This window comes from Roseovarius indicus, assembly GCF_008728195.1.
Taxonomy (GTDB): domain Bacteria; phylum Pseudomonadota; class Alphaproteobacteria; order Rhodobacterales; family Rhodobacteraceae; genus Roseovarius; species Roseovarius indicus.
On sequence record NZ_CP031598.1, the window covers coordinates 2,938,656 to 2,964,907 of the forward strand.

25 protein-coding genes are annotated in these 26,252 nt (G+C 63.5%); 14 read left to right on the forward strand and 11 right to left on the reverse strand.

The window, feature by feature from the left end:
* Positions 1-147: 147 nt before the first annotated feature.
* A complete protein-coding gene (locus RIdsm_RS13965) occupies positions 148-771 on the forward strand; it encodes an invasion associated locus B family protein (protein WP_057815256.1) in 624 nt (207 codons plus the stop codon).
* 82 nt (positions 772-853) lie between these two features.
* Here the strand turns inward: RIdsm_RS13965 and RIdsm_RS13970 are convergent, their stop codons facing one another.
* The 4 genes from RIdsm_RS13970 to RIdsm_RS13985 form a co-directional block, all read right to left on the reverse strand.
* Positions 854-2,065 (reverse strand): beta-ketoacyl-[acyl-carrier-protein] synthase family protein, encoded by a 1,212-nt coding sequence (locus RIdsm_RS13970; protein WP_057815254.1) that lies wholly within the window; start codon positions 2,063-2,065, stop codon positions 854-856.
* On the reverse strand, positions 2,062-2,322 hold the full coding sequence (locus RIdsm_RS13975) for an acyl carrier protein (protein WP_057815252.1): 261 nt from the start codon (positions 2,320-2,322) through the stop codon (positions 2,062-2,064). The genes RIdsm_RS13970 and RIdsm_RS13975 overlap by 4 nt, the downstream gene beginning before the upstream one ends.
* 32 nt (positions 2,323-2,354) lie before the next feature.
* A complete protein-coding gene (locus RIdsm_RS13980) occupies positions 2,355-3,446 on the reverse strand; it encodes a UDP-3-O-(3-hydroxymyristoyl)glucosamine N-acyltransferase (RefSeq protein ID WP_057815249.1) in 1,092 nt (363 codons plus the stop codon).
* 178 nt (positions 3,447-3,624) lie between these two features.
* Complete coding sequence (locus RIdsm_RS13985; protein ID WP_138179583.1) at positions 3,625-5,439, reverse strand: L,D-transpeptidase family protein; 1,815 nt, start codon at positions 5,437-5,439, stop codon at positions 3,625-3,627.
* Positions 5,440-5,791: 352 nt separating this feature from the next.
* Here RIdsm_RS13985 and mepK point away from each other — a divergent pair, with 352 nt between their 5' ends.
* On the forward strand, positions 5,792-6,337 hold the full coding sequence (mepK, locus tag RIdsm_RS13990) for a peptidoglycan L,D-endopeptidase MepK (RefSeq protein ID WP_244955831.1): 546 nt from the start codon (positions 5,792-5,794) through the stop codon (positions 6,335-6,337).
* Positions 6,338-6,458: 121 nt separating this feature from the next.
* Here mepK and lipA read toward each other — a convergent pair whose 3' ends face one another.
* On the reverse strand, positions 6,459-7,409 hold the full coding sequence (gene lipA / locus RIdsm_RS13995; protein WP_057815244.1) for a lipoyl synthase: 951 nt from the start codon (positions 7,407-7,409) through the stop codon (positions 6,459-6,461).
* Positions 7,410-7,543: 134 nt separating this feature from the next.
* Between lipA and RIdsm_RS14000 the strand changes: the two genes are divergently transcribed.
* Positions 7,544-8,356, forward strand: a complete 813-nt coding sequence (locus RIdsm_RS14000) for a VIT1/CCC1 transporter family protein (protein WP_236553216.1) — start codon at positions 7,544-7,546, stop codon at positions 8,354-8,356.
* A gap of 5 nt (positions 8,357-8,361) precedes the next feature.
* Here RIdsm_RS14000 and RIdsm_RS14005 read toward each other — a convergent pair whose 3' ends face one another.
* A complete protein-coding gene (locus RIdsm_RS14005; protein ID WP_074939727.1) occupies positions 8,362-9,444 on the reverse strand; it encodes a DUF6456 domain-containing protein in 1,083 nt (360 codons plus the stop codon).
* Between the two features lie 247 nt (positions 9,445-9,691).
* Here RIdsm_RS14005 and RIdsm_RS14010 point away from each other — a divergent pair, with 247 nt between their 5' ends.
* Positions 9,692-10,072 carry a DUF6477 family protein gene (locus tag RIdsm_RS14010; protein ID WP_074939726.1) on the forward strand — a complete coding sequence of 127 codons (381 nt, stop codon included), beginning with the start codon at positions 9,692-9,694 and terminating at the stop codon, positions 10,070-10,072.
* Here RIdsm_RS14010 and RIdsm_RS14015 read toward each other — a convergent pair.
* Positions 9,982-11,526, reverse strand: a complete 1,545-nt coding sequence (locus RIdsm_RS14015) for a trimethylamine methyltransferase family protein (protein ID WP_057815238.1) — start codon at positions 11,524-11,526, stop codon at positions 9,982-9,984. The two genes, RIdsm_RS14010 and RIdsm_RS14015, sit on opposite strands and share 91 nt — an antisense overlap.
* A 217-nt stretch (positions 11,527-11,743) precedes the next feature.
* Here RIdsm_RS14015 and RIdsm_RS30165 point away from each other — a divergent pair, with 217 nt between their 5' ends.
* The 10 genes from RIdsm_RS30165 (at position 11,744) to RIdsm_RS14060 (ending at position 21,557) form a co-directional block, all read left to right on the forward strand.
* Complete coding sequence (locus RIdsm_RS30165) at positions 11,744-11,911, forward strand: hypothetical protein (RefSeq protein WP_160325838.1); 168 nt, start codon at positions 11,744-11,746, stop codon at positions 11,909-11,911.
* Between the two features lie 45 nt (positions 11,912-11,956).
* Positions 11,957-13,525 carry a glutamine-hydrolyzing GMP synthase gene (gene guaA / locus RIdsm_RS14020; RefSeq protein ID WP_057815236.1) on the forward strand — a complete coding sequence of 523 codons (1,569 nt, stop codon included), beginning with the start codon at positions 11,957-11,959 and terminating at the stop codon, positions 13,523-13,525.
* A gap of 380 nt (positions 13,526-13,905) precedes the next feature.
* A complete protein-coding gene (locus RIdsm_RS14025) occupies positions 13,906-14,832 on the forward strand; it encodes a hypothetical protein (protein ID WP_057815234.1) in 927 nt (308 codons plus the stop codon).
* A 207-nt stretch (positions 14,833-15,039) separates the two neighbouring features.
* On the forward strand, positions 15,040-15,882 hold the full coding sequence (locus tag RIdsm_RS14030) for a DMT family transporter (protein ID WP_057815679.1): 843 nt from the start codon (positions 15,040-15,042) through the stop codon (positions 15,880-15,882).
* A 125-nt stretch (positions 15,883-16,007) separates the two neighbouring features.
* Positions 16,008-17,129, forward strand: a complete 1,122-nt coding sequence (locus tag RIdsm_RS14035; protein WP_057815232.1) for an OmpP1/FadL family transporter — start codon at positions 16,008-16,010, stop codon at positions 17,127-17,129.
* 126 nt (positions 17,130-17,255) lie between these two features.
* Positions 17,256-18,116, forward strand: a complete 861-nt coding sequence (locus RIdsm_RS14040; protein ID WP_057815230.1) for a hypothetical protein — start codon at positions 17,256-17,258, stop codon at positions 18,114-18,116.
* Between the two features lie 49 nt (positions 18,117-18,165).
* Positions 18,166-19,089, forward strand: coding sequence for a homoserine O-acetyltransferase MetA (gene metA / locus RIdsm_RS14045; protein WP_057815228.1), 924 nt, complete (start codon positions 18,166-18,168; stop codon positions 19,087-19,089).
* Positions 19,073-20,041 (forward strand): alpha/beta fold hydrolase, encoded by a 969-nt coding sequence (locus RIdsm_RS14050; protein WP_057815227.1) that lies wholly within the window; start codon positions 19,073-19,075, stop codon positions 20,039-20,041. Before metA ends, RIdsm_RS14050 begins: the two co-directional genes overlap by 17 nt.
* 36 nt (positions 20,042-20,077) lie before the next feature.
* A complete protein-coding gene (ppk2, locus tag RIdsm_RS14055; RefSeq protein WP_057815225.1) occupies positions 20,078-20,947 on the forward strand; it encodes a polyphosphate kinase 2 in 870 nt (289 codons plus the stop codon).
* Entirely contained in the window at positions 20,940-21,557 is a 618-nt protein-coding gene (locus tag RIdsm_RS14060; protein ID WP_057815223.1) for a TetR/AcrR family transcriptional regulator, read from the forward strand. The genes ppk2 and RIdsm_RS14060 overlap by 8 nt, the downstream gene beginning before the upstream one ends.
* Here the strand turns inward: RIdsm_RS14060 and RIdsm_RS14065 are convergent.
* The 4 genes from RIdsm_RS14065 to RIdsm_RS14080 form a co-directional block, all read right to left on the reverse strand.
* On the reverse strand, positions 21,538-23,544 hold the full coding sequence (locus tag RIdsm_RS14065; RefSeq protein ID WP_057815221.1) for an acyltransferase family protein: 2,007 nt from the start codon (positions 23,542-23,544) through the stop codon (positions 21,538-21,540). The genes RIdsm_RS14060 and RIdsm_RS14065 overlap by 20 nt on opposite strands.
* Positions 23,545-23,693: 149 nt before the next feature.
* Positions 23,694-24,185 carry a 30S ribosomal protein S9 gene (gene rpsI / locus RIdsm_RS14070; protein ID WP_057815219.1) on the reverse strand — a complete coding sequence of 164 codons (492 nt, stop codon included), beginning with the start codon at positions 24,183-24,185 and terminating at the stop codon, positions 23,694-23,696.
* Positions 24,185-24,649: a 50S ribosomal protein L13 gene (gene rplM / locus RIdsm_RS14075; protein WP_057815217.1), complete on the reverse strand. Its 465-nt coding sequence runs from the start codon at positions 24,647-24,649 to the stop codon at positions 24,185-24,187. The genes rpsI and rplM overlap by 1 nt, the downstream gene beginning before the upstream one ends.
* Before the next feature lie 134 nt (positions 24,650-24,783).
* On the reverse strand, positions 24,784-26,106 hold the full coding sequence (locus tag RIdsm_RS14080) for an aminotransferase-like domain-containing protein (RefSeq protein WP_082647362.1): 1,323 nt from the start codon (positions 26,104-26,106) through the stop codon (positions 24,784-24,786).
* Between the last annotated feature and the right edge of the window lie 146 nt (positions 26,107-26,252).

Consider the following 26,252-nt stretch of genomic DNA (forward strand, 5'->3'; position numbering starts at 1 on the left):
AAGGTCTCTTTTCCTTTTTTATGGGTGGCGTGGACGTGCACGTGGCGGAAATCCTTGAAACCTGCCGGACTGTACGATTTTATCCTGTCAGCGCGTTCCCGGACACCGGGGCGCAGCCCGAACACTGATCACCAAAACGGGGATTTCATGTCCAGATTTCTTTTCACCCTGCCGCTCATTGCGCTTCTGGCCGCAGGTACCGCTGCCGTGGCCCAGGATGACACCGCCACCGAGACCGAGACCGAGACCACCACAGAGGCTCCGGCCGAGGAAGGCACCAGCAACGCCAACCAACTCGACATGGGTCAGGAAGTTCAGGAAGATCCGTCCTACGTCAAGGAAACCTATGGCGACTGGCAGCTTCAGTGCTTCCGCAGCGAAGCCGAGGAAGACCCCTGCCAGATGTACCAGCTTCTGCGCGAGGATGCCGGAAATCCGGTAGCCGAGTTCAGCCTGTTCAAACTGCCCGACGACAGCCAGGCCGTGGCCGGTGCGACCATCGTCGTGCCGCTGGGCACCCTGCTGCCGCAAGGCCTGAAGATCGCCGTGGATGACGGCAAGGCCAAGGCCTACAACTATTCCTTCTGCTCGATGGTGGGCTGCTTCGCCCGCATTGGCTTTACCCAGGCCGATGTCGACGCGCTCAAGGCCGGCGGCGAAGCGGTGCTGATGATTGTACCCGCACAGGCCCCCGACCAGCAGGTCGTGATCAAGGCCTCGCTCGACGGGTTCACGAAGGCCTACGAAAACGTCTCGATCGCGCCCAACTGAGGCAGACGATCGACCCGAACGAAAACGCCGCCCCTTTCCGGGCGGCGTTTTTCATTATGCCGTCGCGAAATTCGGAAGCTGCTTACGAGAAACGCTTGAGCGCCAGAACCGCGTTCAGACCGCCAAAGGCGAACGCGTTCGAAAGCGCCACGTCGACATGCGCTTCGCGGGCTTCGTTGGGCACCACGTCAAGCGCGCATTCCGGGTCCGGCTCTTCATAGCCGATGGTTGGCGCAACGATCCCGTCACGCACCGCCATGATGCAGGCCAGAAGCTCGACCGCACCGGTGCCGCCGATCAGGTGGCCATGCATCGACTTGGTCGACGAGATCATCAGGCGGTCGGCATGGGCGCCGAACACATCGGCCACCGCCGCGCTTTCGGTCTTGTCATTGGCGGCCGTACCGGTGCCGTGGGCGTTGATGTAACCGACCTCCGTCGCATCGATCCGCGCATCCATCAGCGCGCCACGAATGGCCCGCGCCGCACCCTGTTTCGATGGCATCACGATATCGGACGCATCCGAGGACATGGCGAACCCGGCCACCTCCGCCAGGATCTCGGCACCGCGAGCCTTGGCGTGCTCCAACTCCTCGAAGACGAACACCCCGGCCCCCTCGCCCTGGACCATCCCGTTGCGGTTGGCCGAGAACGGGCGACAGGCGTCCTTCGACATGACGCGCAGCCCTTCCCACGCCTTCACCCCGCCAAAGCAAAGCATCGATTCCGACCCGCCGGTGATCATCACCGGGGTCACGCCGCCATGCACCATCTGAAACGCCTGCGCCATCGCGTGGTTGGAACTGGCACAGGCGGTCGAAACGGTAAAACTCGGGCCCTTGAGGTTGAACTCCATCGACACGTGGCTGGCGGCCGCGTTGTTCATCAGCTTGGGTACCACGAAGGGGTGAACGCGGTTCTTCCCCTCTTCGTAGACCGAGCGGTAATTCTCGTCGAGCGTGGTCATTCCGCCGCCCGAGTTGCCCAGAACGACGCCGGCCCGTGCGGCCAGCTCGCCGGAAAACTCCAGCCCCGCCTGCGCGATCGCCTCGCGTGCGGCGACAAGGGTGAACTGTGTGAACCGATCGTAAAGCGCAAGCTGCTGGCGGTTGAAGCGTTCCTCGGGCTCGTAGCCCTTCACCTGACCGCCAATGCGAATCGCCAGCCGTTCGACATCGCGAAACTCCAGCTCGCCGATGCCGCAGCGCCCCTCCCGCATCGCCGTCAGGGTCTCGGGCACCGAAAACCCGAGCGCATTGATCGTGCCGGCGCCCGTGATGACGACCCGTTTCACGATTTTTGTTCCGCCACCAGCTTTTCTATGCCTGCCACGATGCTGGCGACCGAAGAAATGTCGAAATCGCTTTCCTGCGGTTCGTTGGCGTTGAACGGCACCGAGATGTCGAACTCTTCCTCGATGGCGAAGATGCTCTCGACCAGCCCGAGGCTGTCGATACCGAGGTCTTCCAGCGTGCTGTCCATCGTGACGTCAGACGGCTCGAGCACGGCCTGCTCGGCAATGATCTTGATGACGCGATCCTTGATGTCCATCGCTCCGCCCTCTTCCTTTTGTCGCGCCCGATTTAGTCTTTCGCGGACGGGTTGGAAACCGTTTTCTTGAGCTCGGCCACATCGGCAAACAGGCGCTTGAGCCGGCGAAAGCCTTTGAACACCTCCATCGTGGTCTCCATCTTCATCGCCGGATAGCCCAGCATGACACGGCCCGCCGGGATGTTGGCCAGCACAATCGTACCGCCGCCGGTAATGACGTTGTCGCCGATGAAAATATTGTCGCTGACGCCGGTCTTTCCGCCGAGAACCACGTTGTTCCCGACCTTGACCGAGCCCGCGATGCCGACCTGCCCGCACAAAAGGCAGTCTTCCCCGATCTCGACGTTGTGGCCGATCATCACCAGGTTGTCGATCTTGGACCCCCGGCCGATGCGGGTGCTGCGGATCGTTCCGCAATCGACGGTGGTATTGGCGCCGATCTCGACATCGTCGCCGATCTCGACACCACCCAGGCTGTGAATGCGTGTCCAGCTCTGGGCCGCGGTCTCGCCGCGGTCGCCAAGCGTCTCGCGTACCTTTTCCACGCCGGAGGTTTCCGCCGTCACGAACGAGAACCCGTCGCCCCCGATCGCCGCGCCCGGCTGCGCGATGAACCGGTCGCCGGTGGTGACGCGCGCGCCGATCTTCACGCCTTCCCGCAGCAGGCTCATCTGCCCGATCCGGGCATCCATACCGACACTGCAATGGGGACCGATGACAGTACCGGCCCCGATCTCCGCGCCTTTCGCGATCACGCTGAACGGGCCGACGGTCACGCCCTTTTCCAGCCGGGCATCACCGTGGATCACGGCCGTCGGGTGAATGCCGTCATCCCAGCCCTGCCCCTTGTCGAGCATCGCGGTCAGGCCGGACATCGCATAGCGTGGCCGCGGAGCGAGGATCGCCGCCTCAAGCCCCAGCGCCTGCCAGTCCGCATCCTCCCAGAGCACGGCCGCGCGTGCGCCACCGTCTTTCAGGCTTTCCGCGAATTGCGGCTTCATGGCAAGGGCCAGGTGGCGCGGGCCGGCATCCGTGGGTTCGGCCAGGCCGTCGACTTCGATCCCTGTGTCGCCGACCGCCTGCGTTCCGAGCGCGGCTGCAATCTGCTCGATCGTATAGCTCATGAGACTCCCCTCGTGCTGCCGCAAAGACTTAGCCCCGTTGACGGGCCAGCGAAACCCCTCTGCCGTCACGGGGTGCGAAATCCCGCGTGTGCCGCAGCGTGACGACCGCCACCATCCGTCCAAAAGAAAAGCCCCCCGCCGTGGCGGGGGGGCCCTCTGTCGTTTAATGGTAAAGGTCTTACCGGTCGCGGCGCGAATTGACCTGCGACGACCGCGTCGACGTCGACTGGGTCTGCCGTTGGGGCGACTGAACCTGGTAGTAGGGCTCGTTCACCACCCGGACCTGCGTGCGCGGCTGCGACACCCGCACGGCTTGCGGCTGCTGCTGCCGGCGCGGCTGTGTCTGTGCCACATATTGCGGCTCGGGGATCTGCATGTCGGCCGCGTAGACCGCCGGCGAAGAGACGCCCGCATTCTTCATTGCCGCCCAGATCCGCGCGTCACGACCATAGACGTCCTGACGGTATTGCGGCTCGCCCTTGGCGTTGGTGAAGGCCGTCCGATAGATGATGTGCACCGGGATCTTCTTCTCGAGATCGACCTGGGTTTCCTGGCCGGTGTCGAGAATGCGGTGGAACATCTCTTTCGGGTTATCCGACTGCTTCGACAGAACCTCGTAGGCAAAGTCGAAGGGTTGTGCGAGGCGGATGCACCCGTGGCTGTAGGCGCGGCGCGCATGGGCAAACAGGTGCTTGCTGGGCGTGTCGTGCAGGTAGATGTTGTACTTGTTCGGGAACATGAACTTCACCAGCCCCAACGCATTGCCGTCCGACGGCGGCTGTACGAGGTTGAACGGGAAGGTGCTCGCCGAATAGGCGTTGAAGTTCACACGCGAGCGGCTGACCTGGTTGCCGGACGCATCGTACAGGCGCAGGTGGCCCGCAGCACCCGGGTTGCGCTGCATCTGCGGCAGGTATTCGTTCACCGCGATCGAGCGCGGCACGTTCCACCGCGGATTGATCACCAGGTGCTCCATCACGTCAGAGAACTCGGGGCTTCGGCGGTCGTGGGAATTGGCCCCGACAACGGCCCGGGTCTCGAAGGTAATGATGTCGTTGTCGATGATCCGCGCCGAGAAGTCGGTCAGGTTGACGAGGATATGACGGCTGCCGCGCTCGGTGTTGAGCCAGCGCTCGCGCTCCATCGCGACCAGCACGGAGGCCAGGCGCGTTGCCGGTGACGTGTTGATCTCGGACAGCGTGTTCGACCCGGCCGCGCCATCGGGCTCCAGCCCGTGCGCCGCCTGGAACTTCATGACGGCCTTCTCGATATTGTCGTCATAGACCATCGTCGAGGTGCGCCCGAGATAGCCCATCGTCATCAGCCGGTCGCGCAGGGCCACGACGGCCTGACCGCTCTGGCCTTTCTCGAGTGCCCCGGCCTGAACCGCAGGCCCCCAGCCGCCGGTTTCGATCAGCCGCTCGAGACGCATCTTTTCCTTCATGAGCCGCGCGTATTCGCGCGTCTGCGGCACCAGCGTGCGGAAATAGGCACGCGGGTGGCCGCTTTCCGTCAGGCCGGAAAGATACGTCTTGGCATCCTTGTAGACCCCGTTGCGCTTGATCCCGTCGTCGATCGACGACGGCTCCAGCGCGCCGGATTGCATGTCACGGGCGATCTGGATGAACGCCTTGGTCATCTCGACCTCGGCAAATCCGCGATCGCGCGGCGTGTTGGCATTGGACAGCACCCGCAACAGTCGGTCTGTCTCGTAACGCGAGGCAGGCAGACCGTGCATCGAGGCGGTTTTCATCGCCGACAAAAGCGCGCTCCTGCGGGCACGGTCTTCCTCGGTCGTTCCCGTCCACACCGCGTCGAACTTGTTTGATCGGTAAAAGGCGGCAATGTCGCGATCCGACGACGCGGCTTCCGCGACGGCCTGCTTGAACGCGGTGATACCGGCCTCGGCGGCCGCGGCACTGAACCCGATCGCCGAGAAGGCAATCGCCAAACCCGACACACGGATGCTGGCCCCCAAGGATCTAAGAATCATAACGTCTCCCCTGACTTGGTAAATTACGTTCTTTCAATGTAGTCGATCATGCGCGCTGAACAATTTCTGTCCAATCAAAAGTTTGGCAGCGCACTAACCTTTCTTTTCGTTAGCAGCCACCGGGCCGCAGGACCTCAGCAAAATAAGCACAACGCCGAAAATTTGCGCGAGATTTCGCCGAAACTCCTTGATCCGTAAAAGTTTTGGAACCGTCCCCCTTTTTCAACAAAACCGGATGTGTCATAAAAATAGCACATCTGGGGATGGATGGCAGAGCCGCCGAAACAGGCGGAAAACACAGGTAAGCGACGGGACAGGCGCATACACTATGACTGAAAGTAGCTCGTTGAGCATGACGCGGCGCGCCCTGCTGGGTGCATTCGCAGCAACCACCGTGGTGGCAGCTCCCACCTTTTCGAACGCAGCAGGATTTCTGAAAGGCGCGGGTGACATCCGGCGCATTCGGATGACGGCCCCCCGCACCGGCGAAACCCTCGACACGATCTACTGGATCGAAGGCGAGTACATTCGCGACGCGGTCAAGGAAATCACCTACTTCATGCGCGATTGGCGTACCGATGGGGTCCATGACATCGACCTGCGCACGGTCGACATCATGACGGCGGCGCACAACATGATGGACGTGACCGAGCCGTACATGCTGATCTCGGGGTACCGCAGCCCGGAAACCAACGCGATGCTGCGCAGCCGGTCGAGCGGCGTGGCCAAGAACTCGCGTCACCTCAAGGGTCAGGCTGCGGATCTCAGGCTCGGGTCCCGCTCGGTCAACCAGATGTACCGCGCAGCGATGGCCTGCCACGGCGGCGGCGTCGGCCGGTACACCAGCAGCAACTTCGTGCACATGGATTGCGGTCCGGTGCGCAGCTGGGGCAGCTGAACGCCCCCGAGAAAACCGACAGGTTTCATGTTACCGAAAAGCGCCGGCTGGGTCCCTCCGCCGGTGTTTTTCTTTTGAAGCAATGGTTGGAAGGCGCCTGCCCCGGCGCCCTCCCAAAACGTCAGGCGCCCAGGCGCTCCTGCCGCGCCGCACTCAGCCGAGCAAAATCATCGCCCGCGTGGTACGACGACCGCGTCAGCGGCGTGGCGGACACCATCAGGAACCCCTTGCCAAACGCTGCCTTCTCGTAGGCCGCAAACTCGTCCGGCGTGACGAACCGGTCGACCGCATGGTGCTTGGGCGTCGGCTGCAGATACTGACCGATCGTCAGGAAATCGACATCCGCCGCGCGCATGTCATCCATGACCTGGCGCACCTGCTCGCGGGTTTCGCCAAGCCCGACCATGATACCCGACTTGGTGAAAATCGACGGATCCATCTCCTTGACCCGCTGCAACAGCCTCAGGCTGTGGAAGTAACGCGCCCCCGGCCGCACCGCGGGGTAAAGCCCCGGCACCGTTTCCAGGTTATGGTTGAACACATCCGGCTTCGCATCGACGACCACCTGAAGCACGCCCGGGTCGCAATGCAGGAAATCAGGGGTCAGGATCTCGATTGTCGTGTCCGGGCTGCGATGGCGGATCGCGCGAATCGTCTGTGCGAAATGCGCGGCGCCACCGTCCTGAACGTCATCACGGTCGACCGACGTGATCACCACATGGTTGAGGCCGAGCTTCTGCACCGCGTCGGCCACGCGCCCCGGCTCGAACGGGTCGAGCTCCTCGGGCGGCTTGCCGGTGGCGATATTGCAGAAGCTGCAAGCCCGGGTGCAGGTATCGCCCATGATCATCATCGTGGCATGACCCTGGTTCCAGCACTCGCCAGCATTGGGGCAGCCGGCCTCTTCGCAGACCGTCACAAGCTTGTGCTCGCGCATGATTCTGTGGGTTTCGCGATAGCCCTCGCCATCAGGCGCCTTCACCCTGATCCAATGCGGCTTTTTCGGCTGCGCATTATCGGGCCGATGAGCCTTTTCGGGATGACGCTGTTCCGGAATCTTGATGTCACGCACGGAATTTCCCCCGCGAACTGTTTGGTAACTCGCCCCCTGCATAATGCATCCCGGTGGGATGTACCAGTTCTGCGGCCGTGCCGGACGGTGCGGCGCTTCATCTTAACGAGTGCCCACCGCCTTCAGCATGCCGCATGCGGCCATTCCGCAGTTGCACCGGTCACCCGACACCTTATCCTGACCAGACCCACCCGGCATTCGGCAAGCAATCAGGCAAGGCGATGGATTGGCAGGCGCACAGGCGCGAGGCTCACAAACTGGGCCGGACGCAGGAGTATCTGAAACAGCTCGTCTATGGCGGCAATGACGGAATCGTCACGACCTTCGCCATTGTCGCAGGCTTTGCCGGCGCCGCAGCCGATGGCGTGGCCCAGATCGGCGGGCTGGCGGTGCTTGTCTTCGGGCTTGCCAATCTTTTCGCCGACGCGGTCAGCATGGGCCTTGGCGAGTTCCTCTCGCTCCGCTCCCAGCACGACCTTTATCGCGCGCGCCGGAACAGCGAGCTGCACGAAATCAAGCGAAACCCGGATCAGGAGCGGATGGAGCTGTTCGAGATCCTCCGCCAGAGGGGCCTGCCCGCCGGCGAGGCCGACACGGCGGCCGGCATCCTGTCGCGGCATCCCGAGATCATGGCCGACCTGATGATGACGTATGAATTCGGCATGACGGACCCGGCAGAGGAGAGCCCGCTCCTGAACGGGCTGTCGACCTTCCTGGCCTTCGTCGCGTTCGGGTCGATTCCGCTTGCGCCCTATTTCCTGCTACCGCCCGACGACCGGACGTTCTTGCTGTCCGTCGCCGCAACCGCGCTGGCCCTGACGAGCCTGGGGTTGCTGCGGTGGAGCGCGACAGGCGAAAGACTGTTCCGCTCGGTCGGCGAAACGATACTCGTCGGGTCGATCTGTGCCATGGTCGCCTTTGTCGTGGGGTGGATCGTCGGCGGCTGACCGCCCTACCCAATGAGGTCTCCGTCATCGCCCAGCCGGTCGTAATGCCGCCTGAGCCGCTGCAGCGCGATGCGCAGCACCACCTTGCCGGACCGGGCCGACCAGCCCATGTGCTTCTCGGCGCTTTCAAGGCCTTCCAGGTGACAACAGCAGCGCAGTACGACGTCGCCCAGCCCCGGCCCAAGATCGCGCAAGGCACCTAGAACCCGAGACCGGGCCACCGCGGTACCATCATGCCCCGGGCCGGCAGGCGACAACTCGGCAGCCTTGACCAGGAACCTGTCCCAGCTCTCCCCCTGACGGATCCCCAGGTCGGCCATCTCGTAATCTTCCCGCAGCCGTTCGCCCGCACTGACGAGTTCGTCCGAAAGGAACTTCTCGCCACTGCGGTCACGCCGACGCCCAAGCAGCGTGAGCGGCGTTTCCACAGCCAAGAACCGGGGGCGCCTGGAAGACATCGTGTCGACCGGGGCGCCCTGCCCCTTCGGCTTGGCGGGTTCGAATCGCGCCGGCGCCTCTGCGAACCCGACAGCGCGGTTTTCGGCTTCGGCCATCATCCGGTTGAGGGCGTCGCGGCCCGCCGAAGTGATCCGGTAGCGTGAAACCCGGCCGGGTTGATCGCAGGCGATCCATCCTGCCAAGGCCATCGCCTCGGCCGCCGCGTGCCCCACGATGGCACGGCGCGTCGTATCCCCGTCGTCGCTTTCGCGCACGACGACGGCCTTGTCCATGTCGGCGGCCACCGCCAGCATCGCACCCGGCTCGCACATCCGCCGCAGCACCCGTCGCGCTTCCTGCGACAGCTCGTCCATCGATGGCACGACCTCGTCCGCTGGGCTATTGCGCGTCCCGGCCGCGTGCACCCGTCGGCCGAGCCGGCTTAACACCTGGTCCACGAGGATATCCTCTCGTCGCGCTTCGAACGCCCGCACCTGCCGCAGAACGGTAGAGGCATGTACCCCCGCCTCCCGCGCAAGGGCGCGGATCGGCTGGCCCGTTTCCGTGTGAAGAAGATATGCGAGTGCCTCTTTTGGCACCCAGCATGGCAACTGTTCCGCGATTTCGGCGGAAGGCGAGACATATGGCACGCCATCTCCTCCTCATATCCTTCGGCAGCACCTGAGCCCCATGCCTGCGGCCATCCGCAGAACCCGGCCGAGTTAAGGCTTCAATTGTTACCGCTTGGTTAATTAAGAACGTATTGGTGAGGATTGTTGCTGAAACGTAAACAAACGGACTCACAACCGCGCGGTGGTTCTGCCCGGCACGCAACACCCTGAAGGGTTGTGCAAAGGTCTCGGTTCACAATTCTGAACAACCTGACCGGAGACTGCCATGACCACGCGCCTGCCCTGCCTTTACAGCCTGCGCCGCCCCCGACTCCTGATCGAGGCGGCACGACTCGGCGTCGCGGAGTACAGCCGCGATGCGGCGCTGCGGCGACATCTCGGGTATCTGCGCCAGCCCGACTGCGAGGCCACGCTCGGGGCGTTGCTGGAAATCGAGGATGAGCTCAACCAGATGCGCAAAGACGGCAACGCCGGCTATTCGCCGGCGCGCCACGTGGATGTCGTGATTGCGATCATGGGCGAGGCGCGGCTGTTGCGCGCCTCGGCCCAGGCTGATCAGGAGAAGGCGTCGGGCATCGAAGCCTTCTTCTCGGCCACGAAAGCGTCGAGCGCCTCGGCGATACCCGGGTCAAGCGCCGGCTGTTGATAGTTCGACAGCGTCTGCTTCACCTTGACGTTGGCCAGCGTCATCGTATCGCGCTCGCCTTCCTCGGCCCATTGCTCGAACGGCTTGTAGTCGAGAAGTTCCGACCGCCAGAACGACTTCTTGAAGTTGGCCTGCGTGTGGGCGCAGCCAAGGTAGTGCCCGCCCGGGCCGACTTCGCGGATCGCGTCCATCGCCTGCCCGTTCTCGGTCATGTCGACCCCGCGGGCCATGTTCTGCAGTGCGCCAAGCTGGTCGGCATCCATCACGAACTTCTCGAAGCTCGAGACAAGGCCGCCTTCCAGCCAGCCGCAGGAGTGCAGCATGAAGTTCACACCCGACAGCAGCCCGAGGTTGAGGCTGTTGGCCGATTCGTAGGCCGCCTGCGCGTCCGGCAGTTTCGACCCGTTGAACGACCCGGCCGACCGGAACGGCAGCCCATACCGCCGCGCAAGCTGCCCTGCACCGTAGGTGATCAGCGAGGCCTCGGGCGTGCCGAAGGTGGGCGCGCCGCTGTTCATGTCGATCGAGGTCACGAAGGCGCCGAAGATAACCGGTGCGCCGGGGCGGATGATCTGTGAATAGGCAATGCCGGCCAGAACCTCGGCCAGAACCTGCGTCAGGGTACCGGCCACCGACACCGGCGCCATCGCGCCGCCGACGATGAACGGCGAAATGATGCAGGCCTGGTTGTTCTCGGCATACACCTCGAGCGCCCCCATCATCACCTCGTCGAAGGTCATCGGCGAGTTGATGTTGATCAGCGAGGTCATCACCGTGTTGTCGCGCACGAAATCCTCACCGAAGAGGATACCGCACATGTCGACGCTGTCCTGCGCGCGGCTGGGGTCGGTGACCGACCCCATGAACGGCTTGTCCGACAGCGTCATATGCGCCTTCAGCATGTCGAGGTGGCGCTTGTTCACCGGAATATCGGTCGGCTCGCACACCGTGCCGCCCGAATGGTGCAGCCAGCGCGACATGTAGCCCAGTTTCACGAACTTCTCGAAGTCGTCCATCGTGGCGTAGCGACGGCCGTGATCCATATCCCGCACGAAGGGCGGGCCGTAGACCGGCGCACAGACCAGGTTGCGCCCGCCGACAACGACATTGCGCTCGGGGTTGCGGGCATGCTGAGTGTATTCGCTCGGCGCCGTCTTGATCAGCTCACGGGCCAGGCCGCGCGGTATGCGCACGCGCTCGCCATCGACATCCGCGCCGGCGTTGCGCCAACGCTCCAGCGCCTTCGGGTTCTCGACGAAGTTCACGCCGATCTCCTCGAGCACGATCTCGGCGTTCTGTTCGATGATGTCGAGCGCCTCTTCGTTCAGAACTTCGAAGAGCGGAATGTTTCGCTCGATATACTTGGCGGTTTCGATATTGACGGCCGTGCGTTCGGCCCGGCGGGCTGCACCGCCGCCACCGCGGCCTCGTCTGCGGGCTGCTGCTTCGCTCATTGCACAGGTCTCCTTGGTCCCGACTCCGGCGCATGTCGGCGCCGTTTGCCCGCTTTTATCGACATCGCACATCCGCACACGGCGGATTTGCGGCTTCGCCCGGCCAAAACCGACATCCACGGTCAAAATTGCGCAAACGGTGCGCCGGGGCATACCAAACCGGCATAACTGATTCAGGTTAAGGCGCGCTTGCCAGCCTGAGGACATATTCGGCCACATGTGGACGCGGGAGAAAAAGCGGAACTGGATGGGCGTGATCGGCGGGGCCGGCGTCGTGGCCGTTCTTGCGGGCGTTTTCGGGCTTGTTCCCCTGTCCGTGGCACTCTTCGCGGGCATCGCGATCTGGATCATGGGCGCGACGGTGATCAACCTGCTTGCGGGCTGAACGCAGGTCTTGCGCGCACGCGCCACCCGCCATACTAGGCAGGGTATGAGCCAGACACCGCACGACCGCCTCCTCATCATCGATTTCGGCAGCCAGGTCACCCAGCTGATTGCCCGCCGCCTGCGCGAACTGAACGTCTATTGCGAAATCCACCCGTTCCAGCAGGTGACGGATGAGTTTCTCGACGAATTCGCCCCGAAGGCGGTGATCTTCTCCGGGGGGCCCGCCTCGGTCATCGACGAGGGCTCGCCGCGCCCGCCGGAAAAGGTGTTCAATCTTGGTGTGCCCATCCTCGGCATCTGCTACGGCCAGCAGGTCATGATGCACATGCTGGGCGGCAAGGTGGAACGTGGCCACGGCACCGCAGAATTCGGTCGCGCCTATGTCACCCCGCCTGCCGAGCGGCTGCCCCTGCTCGATGGCTGGTTCGCCACCCCAGATGGCCGCGAGCAGGTCTGGATGAGCCACGGGGACCACGTATCGGCCATCGCTCCGGGGTTCGAAGTCTACGGCACCTCGCCCTATGCCCCCTTCGCCATCACGGCGGACACTGACAGGAATTTCTTCGCCGTCCAGTTCCACCCCGAGGTGCACCACACTCCGAACGGCAAGACCCTCTATGCCAACTTCGTCAAGCTGGCCGGCTTCACCGGTGACTGGACGATGGCCGCCTATCGTGACGAGGCGATCGAGAAGATCCGCGAACAGGTTGGCGACCGGCAGGTGATCTGCGGCCTGTCCGGCGGCGTCGACAGCTCGGTCGCGGCTGTCCTGATCCACGAGGCCATCGGCGATCAGCTGACCTGTGTCTTCGTCGACCACGGCCTGTTGCGGCTGGGCGAGGCCGAAGAGGTCACGACCATGTTCCGCGACCACTACAACATCCCGCTCATCCATGCCGACGAGTCGGATCTTTTCCTGGGTGAGCTTGAGGGCGTAAGCGACCCGGAGCAAAAGAGAAAAACAATCGGCCGCCTCTTCATCGACGTGTTCCAGAAACACGCCAACGAGATCGAGAATGCCGAGTTCCTCGCTCAGGGCACCCTCTATCCAGACGTCATCGAATCCGTGTCCTTCTCCGGCGGTCCCTCGGTCACCATCAAGTCGCACCACAACGTGGGCGGCCTGCCCGAGAAGATGGGCCTGAAACTGGTCGAACCGCTGCGAGAACTCTTCAAGGACGAGGTCCGCGCCCTTGGCCGCGAACTGGGCCTGCCGCAAAGCTTCATTGGCCGCCACCCCTTCCCCGGGCCCGGCCTCGCCATCCGCTGCCCCGGCGAGATCACCAAGGACAAGCTCGATATCCTGCGCAAGGCCGATGCCGTCTATATCGACCAGATCCGCAAACACGGCCTTTACGACGAGATCTGGCAGGCCTTCGTCGCGATCCTGCCGGTCAGGACCGTCGGCGTCATGGGCGACGGCCGCACCTACGATTACGCCTGCGCCCTGCGCGCCGTCACCAGCGTCGACGGCATGACAGCCGATTACTACCCGTTCAGCCACGAGTTCCTCGGCGAAACCGCCACGCGCATCATCAACGAGGTCAAGGGGATCAACCGGGTCACCTACGACATCACTTCGAAACCTCCGGGAACCATCGAGTGGGAATGATCCAGGCCTGATAGCCGACGGCTCCAAGACGGCATGTGCCATCCGCACAGGCGGCAAACGGCGCTCAACGAGGGGCGCTTTGCCACACGCCTAGCAGGCCGATGTGTCAGGCTCACCATGCGCCGTAAACTTCAGTAATAAAGAAGAAATTCCCGGATCACCCAACGCCCACGCCGGTGCAGACGTGCTGATGACAAGCAGGTCTCATCCAAAAACATCGGCCTTACGATGGAACCTGACGCACGGCGCGGCGTTGTTATACGGGAGAGAGTAAACCAAGCCAGATATCCGGATCACCATGACTGTCGGGCTGCCCGAGGCCGGCAGCCAAGGCGACGCCATTCTTACGCCCCCCGGGCGAGACCGGACTAGGAGACGAGTTGTCACAAGTATCGCACGCGTCCGCGCATCCGTCGAAGGCGGATGGAAATGCCACCTTCACCCCGCTGAATTCCTACGCCTGGGACGCCTATTCGCAAGGTGGGCAGGATGGCATACTGACCGAAATCCTGAAGCGGCTCGATGTTCTCGACGCGGACCGCGAGAAATGGTGCGTCGAGTTCGGCGCCTGGGACGGTGTGCACCTGTCGAACACCTGCCACCTGATCCGCGAGCACGGCTTTCGCGCCGTGATGATCGAGGCCGACAAGAAGCGCTACAAGCAGCTCTGCCGCAACTTCCCGGGCGATAACGTGGTCAAGGTAAACCGCCTGGTCACCCTTGACGGCGACGCCCGGCTTGACCGGATCCTGGCCGAAACCGACCTGCCCGAGGATTTCGACATGCTGTCCATCGACATCGACAGCTGCGACTATCACGTCTGGCAAAGCCTCGAATCTTACCGTCCCAAGCTGGTCATCATCGAGTTCAACCCGACAATCCCCGTCGACATCCCCTATATTCAGCCCCCCGACTTCACGATCAACCGGGGCAACGGCGTGAAGGCCATCGACGATCTGGCGCAAGAAAAGGGATATTGCACCGTGTGCATCCAGGGCGGCAACCTGATCGCGGTCCGTCTCGACTGCCTCGACGCCGTGACCCGTACCCCGCCCCCGCCCGTCGAGAAACTGGCAGACCCGGAATCGCGCAACTTCGTCTTCGTGGGCTACGATGGGACGGTTCTGTCGAATTTCGACGAATTGCCCCTGCACTGGCACCCGACCACCGTCAAGACCGAAGACATGCAGGTCTTGCCGGGGTTCCTCCGGCGGTACACCGGGGATTATTCGCCGTTCCACTGGCTGGCATTCGGTACGCTGGATTATTGGCGGCGGTTCAAACGTCTGCTACGCACGGGGCACTGATCTGAACCGCGGCCCGGCGCCGCGGCCATCCTTTCTTGGCCCACGCGGCACGATACCGGCAGCACCATGACCACATTCCGCCCCCGCACCGGGCCATTCCAAACCCGATGCGCCCCGACGGGACGGGTCTGACCGGTGGCCATTCATCCCGACCCAATCAGCCCGACCGATGCCGATACCGCGCATGTTCTGCGCGCGGCGCTCTGGATGCTGGGTGCGGTCGTATCCTTCTCGTCCATGGCGGTGGCCGGGCGCGCGGTCAGCTTCGAACTCGATACGTTCGAGATCATGATGTACCGCAGCATGGTGGGTTTCCTGATCGTCCTCGCGGTGGCCCCGGTGGCCGGCACGCTGGGCCAGGTCAGCTTGCGCAAACCCGGTGTTCAGCTTGTCAGGAACGTCTTTCACTTCACCGGCCAGAACCTGTGGTTCTACGCCATCACCGTCATCCCCCTCGCCCAGGTCTTCGCGCTGGAATTCACGTCGCCGCTCTGGGTGCTCGTACTCTCACCGCTGCTGCTGGGCGAGAAGCTGACCAAGGCGCGCATACTCGCCGCCCTGACCGGGTTCATCGGCATTCTGGTCGTGGCCCGGCCCAGCCCGGACACGCTGAATGCCGGCACGCTCTGTGCCGCGGGTGCGGCCATCGGCTTTGCCGGCTCGATCATCTTCACCAAGCGCCTGACGCGCACCGAGACACTGACCTGCATCCTGTTCTGGATGACCCTCACCCAGTCCTTCTTCGGCCTGGCCTGCGCCGGCTTCGACGGAACCATCACCCTGCCATCGGTCGTGTCGATGCCCTGGCTCTTCCTGATCGCGCTGGGCGGTCTCACCGCGCATTTCTGCCTGACGACGGCGCTTTCGATCGCGCCGGCCACGCTGATAACACCGGTCGACTTCCTGCGTCTTCCGGTCATCGCCGTCATCGGATTGCTGGTCTACGACGAACCGATCGACGTGTTCGTGATCATTGGCGCGGCCCTGATTTTCGGGGCCAACTACGGCAATCTTTGGTTCCAAACGCGCAAAAGACAGTCTCCAAAGTAAAAACCGTGACAAATATGCTTCGGGCCGGACACTGTCATCATGCCGACATGGCTCTGACGCGGCGTCAAAATTGATAAACGGCGCGAGGCTGGTAGCTTGTTTACAATTTCCGGAGGAGAGCACACATGCAAAAATTGACCTCGACAGCCGCAGCACTCGCCCTGAGCGCAGGCGCGGCCACCGCAGGCGGACTTGACCGCAGCTACACCCCGATCGACCTCATCTTCGACGACGGTAGCTTCACAGAAATCTCGTACGGCTTCACGATGCCCGACCTGACCGGCAGCGACCTGCTTGGCAACCCCATCGCGAATGTCGGCAACGACTTCGGCGTTCTGGGCTCGGCCCTCAAGATGGACTTCGGCGAGAAACTGACCTTCGCTGTCATCGCCGACCAGCCCTATGGCGCCGACACCGTGTATGGCGGCAACCCGGGCGCCACCCTGCTGGGCGGCACCTTCGCCAAGGCGGAAACCGGGTCGCTGACCGCGATCCTGAAATACAAGATCACCGACCGCTTCTCGGTCTACGGTGGTCCGCGTGCGGTCAAGGCTGACGGCACCATCCGCCTGTCGGGCCTCGCCTATGGCGCGCTCAACGGCTACACCGTCCGCTTCAGCAGCAACAGCGGCACCGGCTATGTCGTAGGCGCGGCCTATGAAATTCCCGAATACGCCCTCCGGGTCTCGGGCACCTACCACTCGGCGATCGACCTGCGCATGGGCACGACCGAGAATATCCCCGTGGCCGCTGGCGGCACCGGCACCCCCGTCGGAACCGGTATCACCGCGGTCGAAATCCCGCAGTCCTTCGAACTGGCCGCCCAGTCGGGCATCAACCAGAACACACTGGTCTTCGGCTCGATCCGCTGGTCGGACTGGGAAGCCTTCTCGCTCAACCCGCCGAGCCCGGTGCCGAACCTGGCACAGCTCGACAGCGTGACCACCTACGAACTGGGCGTCGGCCGCCGGTTCTCCGAGCGCTTCTCGGGCAGCCTCTCGGTGTCCTACGAAGCGGGCGGCAGCGACAGCCTCGTTTCTCCGCTGGCTCCGACCAACGGCCAGACCGCCATCTCCGTCGGCGGCCGGTACAAGGTGACCGAGAAGATCGATATCTCGGGCGGTGTCCGCTACACGTGGCTGGGCGATGCCCTGCCGGAGACCGGTACGCCGGACACGCCGCGCGGCAACTTCCAGGACAACAACGCCGTCAGCGTTGGCCTCAAGGTTCGCGTGGCGCTTAACTAAGCCTCGCCGGATGCGACAAATTTCAGGCCCCGCCCATTTCGGGCGGGGTTTTGTTTTGCCTCGGCGCTTTGTGGTTTGACCCCTGCCCCGGCTCTGGCTACCAAGCCAGTCAGAAAGGGACGCAAGATGGTGTATGCTTCTGCAGACGAGTGGCTGAACGCGCCGCACAAACGGGTGCTGGTCTACGGCATGTCCGGGCTGGGCAAAACCTACCTGTCGAACATGCTGCGCGATGCCGGCGACTGGTTTCACTACTCGATCGATTACCGCATCGGCACCCGCTACATGGGCGAGTTCATCACCGACAACGCCAAGGCGCATGCGATGAAGGTCCCCTTCCTGCGCGACCTGCTGATGAGCGACTCGATCTATATCGGCTCGAACATCTCATTCCACAATCTGACGCCGGTCTCGGCGTACCTCGGAAAACCGGGCAACCCCGACAAGGGCGGCCTCCCGATTGACGAATTCCGCCGGCGGCAGGAACAGTTCCGCGGGGCCGAGATTTCGGCCCTTCAGGACACCACCTATTTCATCGACCGCGCAGAGGCGCTTTACGGCTACCCCAACTTCATCTGTGACACCGGCGGCTCGATCTGCGAATGGGTCGACGGAGAGAACCCGGACGACCCGCTTCTGACCGAGCTGTCCGCCCGCTGCCTGCTCGTCTGGATCAAGGGCGACGAGGCTCATACCGAAGAACTGATCCGCCGGTTCGACAGGGCCCCGAAGCCGATGTGCTATCAGCCGGAATTCCTCGACAAGGTCTGGGCCGAATACCTCGAAGAGAACGCGTGCAACGAGGCCGACGTCGACCCCGACACCTTCATCCGCTGGACCTATGCCAAGGCCCTGGCCCACCGCAAACCGCGATACGAGGCGATGGCGAACTGGGGCGTCACCGTCTCCGCCAACGAAGTGAGCCGCCTGCACACCGCAAGCGACTTCGACCAGCTGATCGCCACCGCACTTGAGCGCGCCGGCTGACCCCCTATCTATCCAATCCCACTCCGACGTTCAGAGAGATTTCCGAGCCATGCCCATAAAGATACCCGCAGATCTGCCCGCCTATGACGTGCTGACCCGCGAGGGTGTCATGGTCATGAGCGAGGATCACGCCGCGCGTCAGGATATCCGGCCCCTGCGCATCGGCCTGCTGAACCTGATGCCGAAGAAGATCCAGACCGAGAACCAGTTCGGCCGGCTGATCGGAGCCACCCCGCTGCAGATCGAACTGAGCCTGATCCGGATGACCGAACACCAGACGCGCAACACCGCGGCCGAGCACATGGAAAGCTTCTACCGCCCCTTTGCCGAGGTCGAGGCGACCGGCGAACGGTTCGACGGGCTCATCATCACCGGCGCCCCGATCGAGCATCTCGAGTTCGAAGAGGTCACCTATTGGGACGAGCTGCGCCGCGTCTTCGACTGGACGCAGACCAACGTGCATTCCACCTTCGGCGTCTGCTGGGGCGGTATGGCCATGGTCAAGCACCTCCACGGCATCGACAAGCACATGCTCGACCACAAGGCCTTCGGCTGTTTCCGCCATCGCAACATGAAGCCCGCCTCGCCGCTCCTGCGCGGGTTTTCCGACGATTGCGTCATCCCGGTCAGCCGCTGGACGGAGATGCGCAAGGACGAGATCGACGCCGCGCCGGGCCTGACCACCCTGCTCCACTCCGACGAGGTCGGCCCCTGCCTGGTGGAAGATCCCGGCCACGGGGCGCTCTATATCTTCAACCATCTCGAATATGACAGCGATACCCTGAAGCAGGAGTATGACCGCGATATCGAGGCCGGCACCGCAATCAACGTGCCGTGCAACTACTATCCCGAGGATAACCCGTCCAAGCAGCCGCTCAATCGCTGGCGCAGCCACGCGCACCTGCTCTACGGCAACTGGATCAACGAGATCTACCAGTCGACCCCCTTCGATCTTCATGCCATTGGCCACTAAGATCCTCGCGCTTTTCATTCTCGCGCTGGCGGTGCTCTGGACCGTGGTCCAGTACCGCGCCCGAATGCACGAAGCGCGGGCCGAAACCACGCACCCGCCCGAAGGCCGGCTGATAGAGGTCGACGGCCACACGGTGCATGCCGTTGTCATGGGCGAAGGGCCGGACGTGGTATTGATTCACGGCTCCTCCGGCAACACGCGCGACACGACCCTGTCGCTGGCCCCGCGGCTGGCCAGGGAGTTCCGGGTCTTCGTCATCGACCGGCCCGGGCTGGGATATACCGACCGCATCAACACCTCGGGCGCCACGATCACCCAGCAGGCCGATCTGCTCTCTGCCGCCGCGGCAAAGCTCGGGGCCGAGGACCCCATCGTCGTCGGCCATTCCTATGGCGGCGCCGTCGCGCTGGCCTGGGCGGTCCACCACCCTCAGGAGATGTCGGCGCTGGTGACCCTCTCCGCCGCGTCACACCCGTGGTCGACGGGGCTTTCCACGTATTACAAGCTGCTGTCGCATCCTGTCGCAGGCCCGCTCGTCATCCCCCTGATCACGGCTTTCGTGCCTGACGCAAAGGTCGAACAGGCGGTAAGCGAGGTCTTCGCCCCCGATGCCGTGCCCCAAGGCTACATGGCGCATTTCGGCCCCGGCCTGACCTTGCGCCGCAACAGCCTGCGGGCCAACGCCCTCCAACGCGCCAACCTGCTCGGCGAGATCGAAGCACTCTCGCCCCGCTATCCCGAAATCGAGGTACCCACCGAAATCCTGCACGGCACTGCCGACGACACCGTCGGCCTGTCGATCCATTCCGAACCGCTCGCCCGGGCAATAGACGGCGCCGAGCTCACCACGCTCGACGGTGCAGGTCACATGATCCAGCATTCCGAAGAGGACGCCGTGGTACAGGCCATCCGCCGCGCGGCCGAACGCGCCGGATTGCGCCCGGGCGGCTGACCCGGCATATTATACTGTAAAAACAGGGAGGCACGCATGGAGCTGCCATTCGACGGGGCGATCAGCGAGTATTTCGAGCAGCAAGCGCCGAAAGAGGTCCGCAACGCGATCCGGCGCGCCGACAAGGACGAGATTCTGTCCTCCGACTATCCCCATTCCGAACGCCTGCCGAAAAAGCACTACGAGAAAGACCTCGAGAACCTGCAAACCGAACTGGTCAAGCTTCAGGCCTGGGCCAAGTCCAGCGGCGCGCGCGTGGCGCTGGTTTTCGAAGGGCGTGATGCTGCCGGAAAAGGCGGTACAATCAAACGGTTCCGCGAGTATCTTAATCCTCGCGGCGCGCGCGTCGTGGCCCTGCCCAAACCCTCGGACACCGAACAGACGCAATGGTATTTCCAGCGCTACATCGACCACCTCCCCTCGGGCGGCGAGATCGTGTTCTTCGACCGCAGCTGGTACAATCGCGGCGTCGTCGAAAAGGTCTTCGGCTTCTGCTCCGAGGCAGAGCGCGAACAGTTCTTCGGGCAGGTCAACGAGTTCGAGAAGATGCTGGTCGAGGAAGGCATTCACCTCTTCAAGTTCTGGCTCAACGTCGGCCGCGCCGAACAGCTCCGCCGCTTCCTCAAGCGCGAAAGTGATCCGCTAAAACAATGGAAGCTCAGCCGGATCGACGTCGAGGGCCTGCAGAAGTGGGATGACTACTCCTCGGCCATCAGCGAAACGCTCGACCGTTCCCATTCCGGCCACGCGCCCTGGACGGTGATCCGCTCCGACGACAAGCGCCGGGCGCGGGTCGAAGCGATCCGCCGCGTGCTTCTCGATCTCGACTACGACCGCAAACACCACAAGATGCTGGGCGCACCCGACAAGCAGGTCTGCGGCGGGCCGGACATCTGGGATGGGTAAACGCGGATACCATCACGGCAACCTCAGACAGGCCCTTGTCGAAGCGGCACTCGACCTGATCGAAGAGAAAGGCCCCACGGGCTTTACCCTGTCCGAGGCCGCAAAGGTGGCCGGCGTCACGCCGGCCGCCGTCTATCGCCATTTCGCCGGCCGCGATGACCTGATCGCCGAGGCCGCCCGGCAAGGCTACGAAATCTTCGCCGACGTGATGCAATACGCCTATGACCAGGGACAGCCCTCGGCCCTGGCCAGCTTCGAGGCGACGGGCCGCGCCTACCTCGCCTTCGCCCGCAAGTACCCGGGCCACTACATCGCGATGTTCGAAAGCGGCATCTCGGTCAACCGCACGCCCGAACTGGCAGCCGTGGCCAACCGGGCCCGTGCCGTTCTCGAACGCGCCGCCGAGGAACTCAGCCAGCATATCCCGCCCGAGAAACGCCCGCCCCCCTCGATGTTTTCGGCCCATGTCTGGGCGCTCTCGCACGGCGTCGTGGAACTCTTCGCGCGGAATTCGCCGGGCACCCAAAGCCCCTTCCCCCCCGAAGACCTGCTGGAATCCGGCATCGGCATCTACCTGCGCGGCCTCGGCCTTATTGCGCCGGACGGCTGAGCGCCTCCAGTACCAGCGGCGCCAGCCGCGCCGCCCCGATCTCCGACACATGATCGTCGTCCATGTAAAGCGAATCCGCCCCGTCCAGCCAGGCAAAGCGGTCGCCGTCCACGAACACATCATCCAGCGTCAGCACGGGAATGTCATACTCCGAAGTCACCTCGGCCATGATCCCCCGAGCCCGCGCCTGAAGCCGGTCACTGGCTTCCCGCGTCACGAAGCTCTCCTCGAACCGCCGCCGGGCCGCCGCCTCGTCCAGCCCCAGCAGCATCGCGTTCTGCACAAGGATGCCGGGGATGATCCGCTGTTGCGGCACCTGAGAGAAGACGATCACCCGGATCCCGGCCTCTCGGAAATAGTCGAAGGTCTCACGCAGCCCGTTTTCGAACGCGGCCACGTGGTCGGCGTCAGACATGAACCGTGCGCCGGCCTCCGGAACCAGCTGCGACCTCGGGTCGATCCCGTCGTAATCGCCGCTGACATACAGGCTCCACCGCGCAATCAGCACGACCGTATCGACATCCGTCTCACGCACCTGTTGCGCGAACCGCTCGACCGCCTGCCGGCATATCCGCGCATCGCCGCCACCGCTTGCAAGATGAACCCCCAGCAAGGGCGGGCAGCCTGGCTTGTCCCCAAGAAGGATCGTCGCATCAAGCTCTTCCGAGGCCGGTTCGAAGGCCGGAAGCATCACCCGTGAATGGCTGTCTCCCATCAGGGCAATGCGCCGCTCCGACGTCTCCGGCGCGTAGGCCGGGCACAGATCCCGCAACACCGGCGAACTGGCCTCCGGGCAAAGCCCCTCGGCAGCGCCATGTTCGGTCGTCTGCTCGTAAAGCCGCGCAAGATAGGGCGACCCGTCAAAGTCGATCCTCGAGGGGAACCCCTCCTTGGCCAGCCCCCAGAACCCGAAAGCGGCAAAAACCACGATACCCGCAAAGCTGGCGCCCAGAATGCCGCGCCGCGTCGGCAGCACCAGCGGCGCCTTGCCGCGGAACGGCTGTTCGATGAACCGCCAGCTTGCCCAGGCCAGCACCAGCGCCAGCCCGGCCAGAAGCATCATAGCCCAGTCCGGCACCTCCTCCGCATGGCGAATACGGGCAAAGGCAAAGATCGGCTGGTGCCATAGATAGGCGCTATAACTAATCAGGCCGACGCCCACGAAAGGCTTGATCGACAGGATCCGTGCCGTCACCGTCTCGCGCTCGGCAAACAGGATGATCAGGCAGGTGCCCACCACCGGCACCAGCGTGTAAAGCGACGGGAACGGCAGTGCCGCGTTGAAGAAAACCGTGGCGAACAGGATCATCGCCAGCCCCACCCCGGCCAGCAACTCGCTCTTCAACTGCGCCCGTTGATACAGGATCACGGCACAAAGCGAGCCTGCCAGCAATTCCCACAACCGCGACGGCGTGAAATAGAAATTCTGGCTGGGATAGTTGCGCCATCCCCATTCCGCCACCGCCAGCGACGCCAGCGCCAATAGCGTGAAGACGATCAGGAACTTCGCCCGCCGGAACTTGCGCAGACAGAACAGCACCAGCGGAAACAGCAGGTAATACTGCTCCTCCACAGCCAGGCTCCACGTATGCAAAAGCGGCCGCAGATCGGCGTTAAGGTCGAAATACCCGCCATGCTCGAGGAAATGGACGTTCGAGATGAACAGCGCCGCAAAGGCCAGGCTTCGCGCGAAATCCTCGAACGGGTATGGCGGCACCCACATCCACGCGAACGGGATACAGGCGATCAGCACGATGAACAGCGCCGGCAGGATGCGCCGCGCCCGCCGTTCGTAGAACTTCAGCACCGAATAGGTGCCCCGTTCGCGGTCATCGATCAGGATCGAGGTGATGAGATAACCGGAAATCACGAAGAACACGTCGACCCCGACGAACCCGCCACTCCAGAACGTCATCCCGGCGTGGAAAAGGATCACCGGCAGCACCGCCACCGCCCTCAGCCCGTCGATCTCGCGCCTGTATTTCACGCCTGCCCGCTCTCACTTGCCCGGTTGCGCCCGTATAGGAGCGGGGCCGCCCCGAGGCAAGCCGCAGCCGCCGACCGCGGCAATATCCGACGCCCAAAAAAGAAAAGCGCGGCCAAAGCCGCGCTTTCCATAAACATATATCGAACCGATCAGCGCTTCGAGAACTGGAAGCTCCGGCGGGCCTTGCGGCGGCCGAACTTCTTGCGTTCCACCACGCGGCTGTCGCGGGTCAGGAAGCCGGCGGCCTTAAGCGCGGGGCGCAGGGCCGGATCGTAGAGTTGCAGGGCTTTCGAGATACCGTGCTTGACCGCCCCGGCCTGGCCCGAAAGACCACCGCCGGTGACGGTTGCCATCACGTCGAACTCGTCTTCGACACCGGCCACCGAGAACGGCTGGCGCAGGATCATCTGCAGCACCGGGCGGGCAAAGTACTTGTCCATGGTCTTGCCGTTCACCTGCACCTTGCCGGAGCCCGGCTTGATCCAGACACGGGCCACGGCGTCTTTCCGTTTGCCGGTGGCATACGAACGGCCAAGCTCGTCACGAACGGGTTCGCGCGAGATGGTCTCTTCTGCGACGGGGGCGCCGGTGCCTTCAGCAACGGCTTCCAGCCCTTCGAGGGATTTGATTTCTTCGGTCATCAGTAAGCCACCCGGGTGTTCTTCGAGTTCATGTTCTTCACGTCCAGCACTTCAGGCTGCTGGGCCTCGTGCGGATGCTCGGCGCCGGCATAGATGCGCAGGTTGGTCATCTGCTGGCGGGCCAGGCGGTTGCCGGGCAGCATGCGCTTGACGGCCTGCGAAACCACGCGCTCGGGATGCGCGCCTTCCAGGATCTGCCCGGTGGTGCGGGATTTGATGCCGCCCGGGTAGCCGGTGTGCCAGTAGTTCGGCTTGTCGCGCTTCTTGCCGGTCAGCTGAACCTTGTCGGCATTGATGATGATCACGTTGTCGCCCATGTCCATGTTGGGCGTGAAGCTCGCCTTGTGCTTGCCGCGCAGGCGGGTGGCAACGATCGACGCAAGACGGCCCAGAACGACGCCCTCGGCATCGATCAGGATCCATTTCTTGTCGATATCTGCCGGTGTTGCAGAATAGGTCTTCATGGAGTTTCTTCCCTTTTGGGGTGATATTCGATCCGCGCTTTCTACGCGAATACTCAGCACAGTCAAGCGCGATGAACTCCAATTAATAAAGCCAAAACAATGGCTTACAAAATAGGTATCATTTTACCCCAACTTCAGAGGTCGACACTCACCGGCGGCGCGGCCAGAAGGCCCGACAAGGTCGACAGGGCCTTCTCGAATTCACGCTCCGAGATGTTCGGGTTCAGCCCCACGCGCACGGCGTGCGGCGCGCGCCCCTCGGGAAGGGAAAACTCGTCCGCCGCCTTGATGCGAATGCCTCTTTCGCCACAGGCCCGGGCGAAGCTCGACCCCCGCCAGCCCTGCGGCAAGCGCAGCCAGATGAACGGCACGTCCGGCCGCCACCGGATATCCCACTGGCCAAGGAGGTTCACCGCCGACTTGACCCGTTGCAGCACCCGCGCCTCCGTCATCGCGCGGAACCGCTCGGCCTCGCCCGAGGTAATCAGCTCGGCACACAGGTCGAGCATCGGTTGCGGCAACCCGTAGAAAGTCGATTGCGCCACCTGCCGCGCCCGGCCCGCCTGCTCTTCCGGGGCAATGATGAACCCGAACCGGACAGCCGCCGACACCGCCTTTGTCAGCGACGAAACATACCAGCCCCGCTCGGGGCAAAGCGCCCGGTAATTCGGGATGTCGGGCCGCGTGATGCAGTGACAATCATCCTCGATGATCTGCACCTGGTATTTCCGCGCCAGCCGCGCAATCTCCTGCCGCCGGGCCAGCGTGGTGCGGGTCGTGGTCGGGCTCTGCACCTCGGCGGCCGTGATCAGCACCTGCCCGCCATGCTTGCGCAGCGCCTCCTCGAACCGGTCCGGGCGGATACCCTCGTCATCCATCTCGATCCCGACGATCTCGGCCCTGAGAAGCCGCGCGGCATGGCGCCATCCGGGGTAAGCCAGTTCCTCGGTCATGATCACCGGCGTCGTCCCATGCAGCACGGCCTGCAGCACCACGTTGACCGCGTTCTGCGCACCGAGCCCCAGGATCACGTCATCCGGGCCGAACCGCCCCGCCCGTTCCGGCTCGATCCAGCCGGTCACGGCATCGCGCGCTTCGTAATCCGTTTCAGGCGTGGGATAGTCGATCATGTCGCTCGTGCCACGCTCGGCCATGCCCGCCATGATCCGCCGGATCACCGCATCCTGGCCGGAATTCGGCACCCGGATAGCCCTGAAATCGACCCCTTCGGCCGCCAGCGGATGAATGAGCGGCGGTGGCGTCGGCTCATCTTTCACCATGCCGCCCGACACGAAGGTCCCCCGCCCGACCGCGGTTTCGACCAACCCCTCCTCGGCCGCCATCTTGTAGGCGCGGGCCACGGTGCCGGGGGTGATCCCCAATTGCCAGGCCAGTTCCCGCACCGGCGGCATCTTGTACCCCTGGTCCAGCACGCCGGACCGAATGGCCGTCCGCATCGATTGTATCAACACAATGTACTTCGATTCCGTCGCTTCGGCGAAATCCGGCGGCCAAATTGTATCAGTCACAATGTTTTCCTCGCGTCACCTGCGCTCGATTGTTACGTTAGCCTTGCACAAAGCAGAAATTGTATCAACACAAA

Bases quoted from the DNA above. Each gene is read 5' to 3' on its own strand.
- RIdsm_RS13965 (WP_057815256.1), top strand. From the start codon at position 148: ATGTCCAGATTTCTTTTCACCCTGCCGCTCATTGCGCTTCTGGCCGCA.
- RIdsm_RS13975 (WP_057815252.1), bottom strand. From the start codon at position 2,322: ATGGACATCAAGGATCGCGTCATCAAGATCATTGCCGAGCAGGCCGTG.
- RIdsm_RS13980 (WP_057815249.1), bottom strand. From the start codon at position 3,446: ATGAGCTATACGATCGAGCAGATTGCAGCCGCGCTCGGAACGCAGGCG.
- RIdsm_RS13985 (WP_138179583.1), bottom strand. From the start codon at position 5,439: ATGATTCTTAGATCCTTGGGGGCCAGCATCCGTGTGTCGGGTTTGGCG.
- mepK (WP_244955831.1), top strand. From the start codon at position 5,792: ATGACGCGGCGCGCCCTGCTGGGTGCATTCGCAGCAACCACCGTGGTG.
- RIdsm_RS14000 (WP_236553216.1), top strand. From the start codon at position 7,544: ATGCGGCCATTCCGCAGTTGCACCGGTCACCCGACACCTTATCCTGAC.
- RIdsm_RS14010 (WP_074939726.1), top strand. From the start codon at position 9,692: ATGACCACGCGCCTGCCCTGCCTTTACAGCCTGCGCCGCCCCCGACTC.
- RIdsm_RS14015 (WP_057815238.1), bottom strand. From the start codon at position 11,526: ATGAGCGAAGCAGCAGCCCGCAGACGAGGCCGCGGTGGCGGCGGTGCA.
- RIdsm_RS30165 (WP_160325838.1), top strand. From the start codon at position 11,744: ATGTGGACGCGGGAGAAAAAGCGGAACTGGATGGGCGTGATCGGCGGG.
- guaA (WP_057815236.1), top strand. From the start codon at position 11,957: ATGAGCCAGACACCGCACGACCGCCTCCTCATCATCGATTTCGGCAGC.
- RIdsm_RS14030 (WP_057815679.1), top strand. From the start codon at position 15,040: ATGCTGGGTGCGGTCGTATCCTTCTCGTCCATGGCGGTGGCCGGGCGC.
- RIdsm_RS14035 (WP_057815232.1), top strand. From the start codon at position 16,008: ATGCAAAAATTGACCTCGACAGCCGCAGCACTCGCCCTGAGCGCAGGC.
- RIdsm_RS14040 (WP_057815230.1), top strand. From the start codon at position 17,256: ATGGTGTATGCTTCTGCAGACGAGTGGCTGAACGCGCCGCACAAACGG.
- metA (WP_057815228.1), top strand. From the start codon at position 18,166: ATGCCCATAAAGATACCCGCAGATCTGCCCGCCTATGACGTGCTGACC.
- RIdsm_RS14050 (WP_057815227.1), top strand. From the start codon at position 19,073: ATGCCATTGGCCACTAAGATCCTCGCGCTTTTCATTCTCGCGCTGGCG.
- ppk2 (WP_057815225.1), top strand. From the start codon at position 20,078: ATGGAGCTGCCATTCGACGGGGCGATCAGCGAGTATTTCGAGCAGCAA.
- RIdsm_RS14060 (WP_057815223.1), top strand. From the start codon at position 20,940: ATGGGTAAACGCGGATACCATCACGGCAACCTCAGACAGGCCCTTGTC.
- rpsI (WP_057815219.1), bottom strand. From the start codon at position 24,185: ATGACCGAAGAAATCAAATCCCTCGAAGGGCTGGAAGCCGTTGCTGAA.
- rplM (WP_057815217.1), bottom strand. From the start codon at position 24,649: ATGAAGACCTATTCTGCAACACCGGCAGATATCGACAAGAAATGGATC.
- RIdsm_RS14080 (WP_082647362.1), bottom strand. From the start codon at position 26,106: ATGCGGACGGCCATTCGGTCCGGCGTGCTGGACCAGGGGTACAAGATG.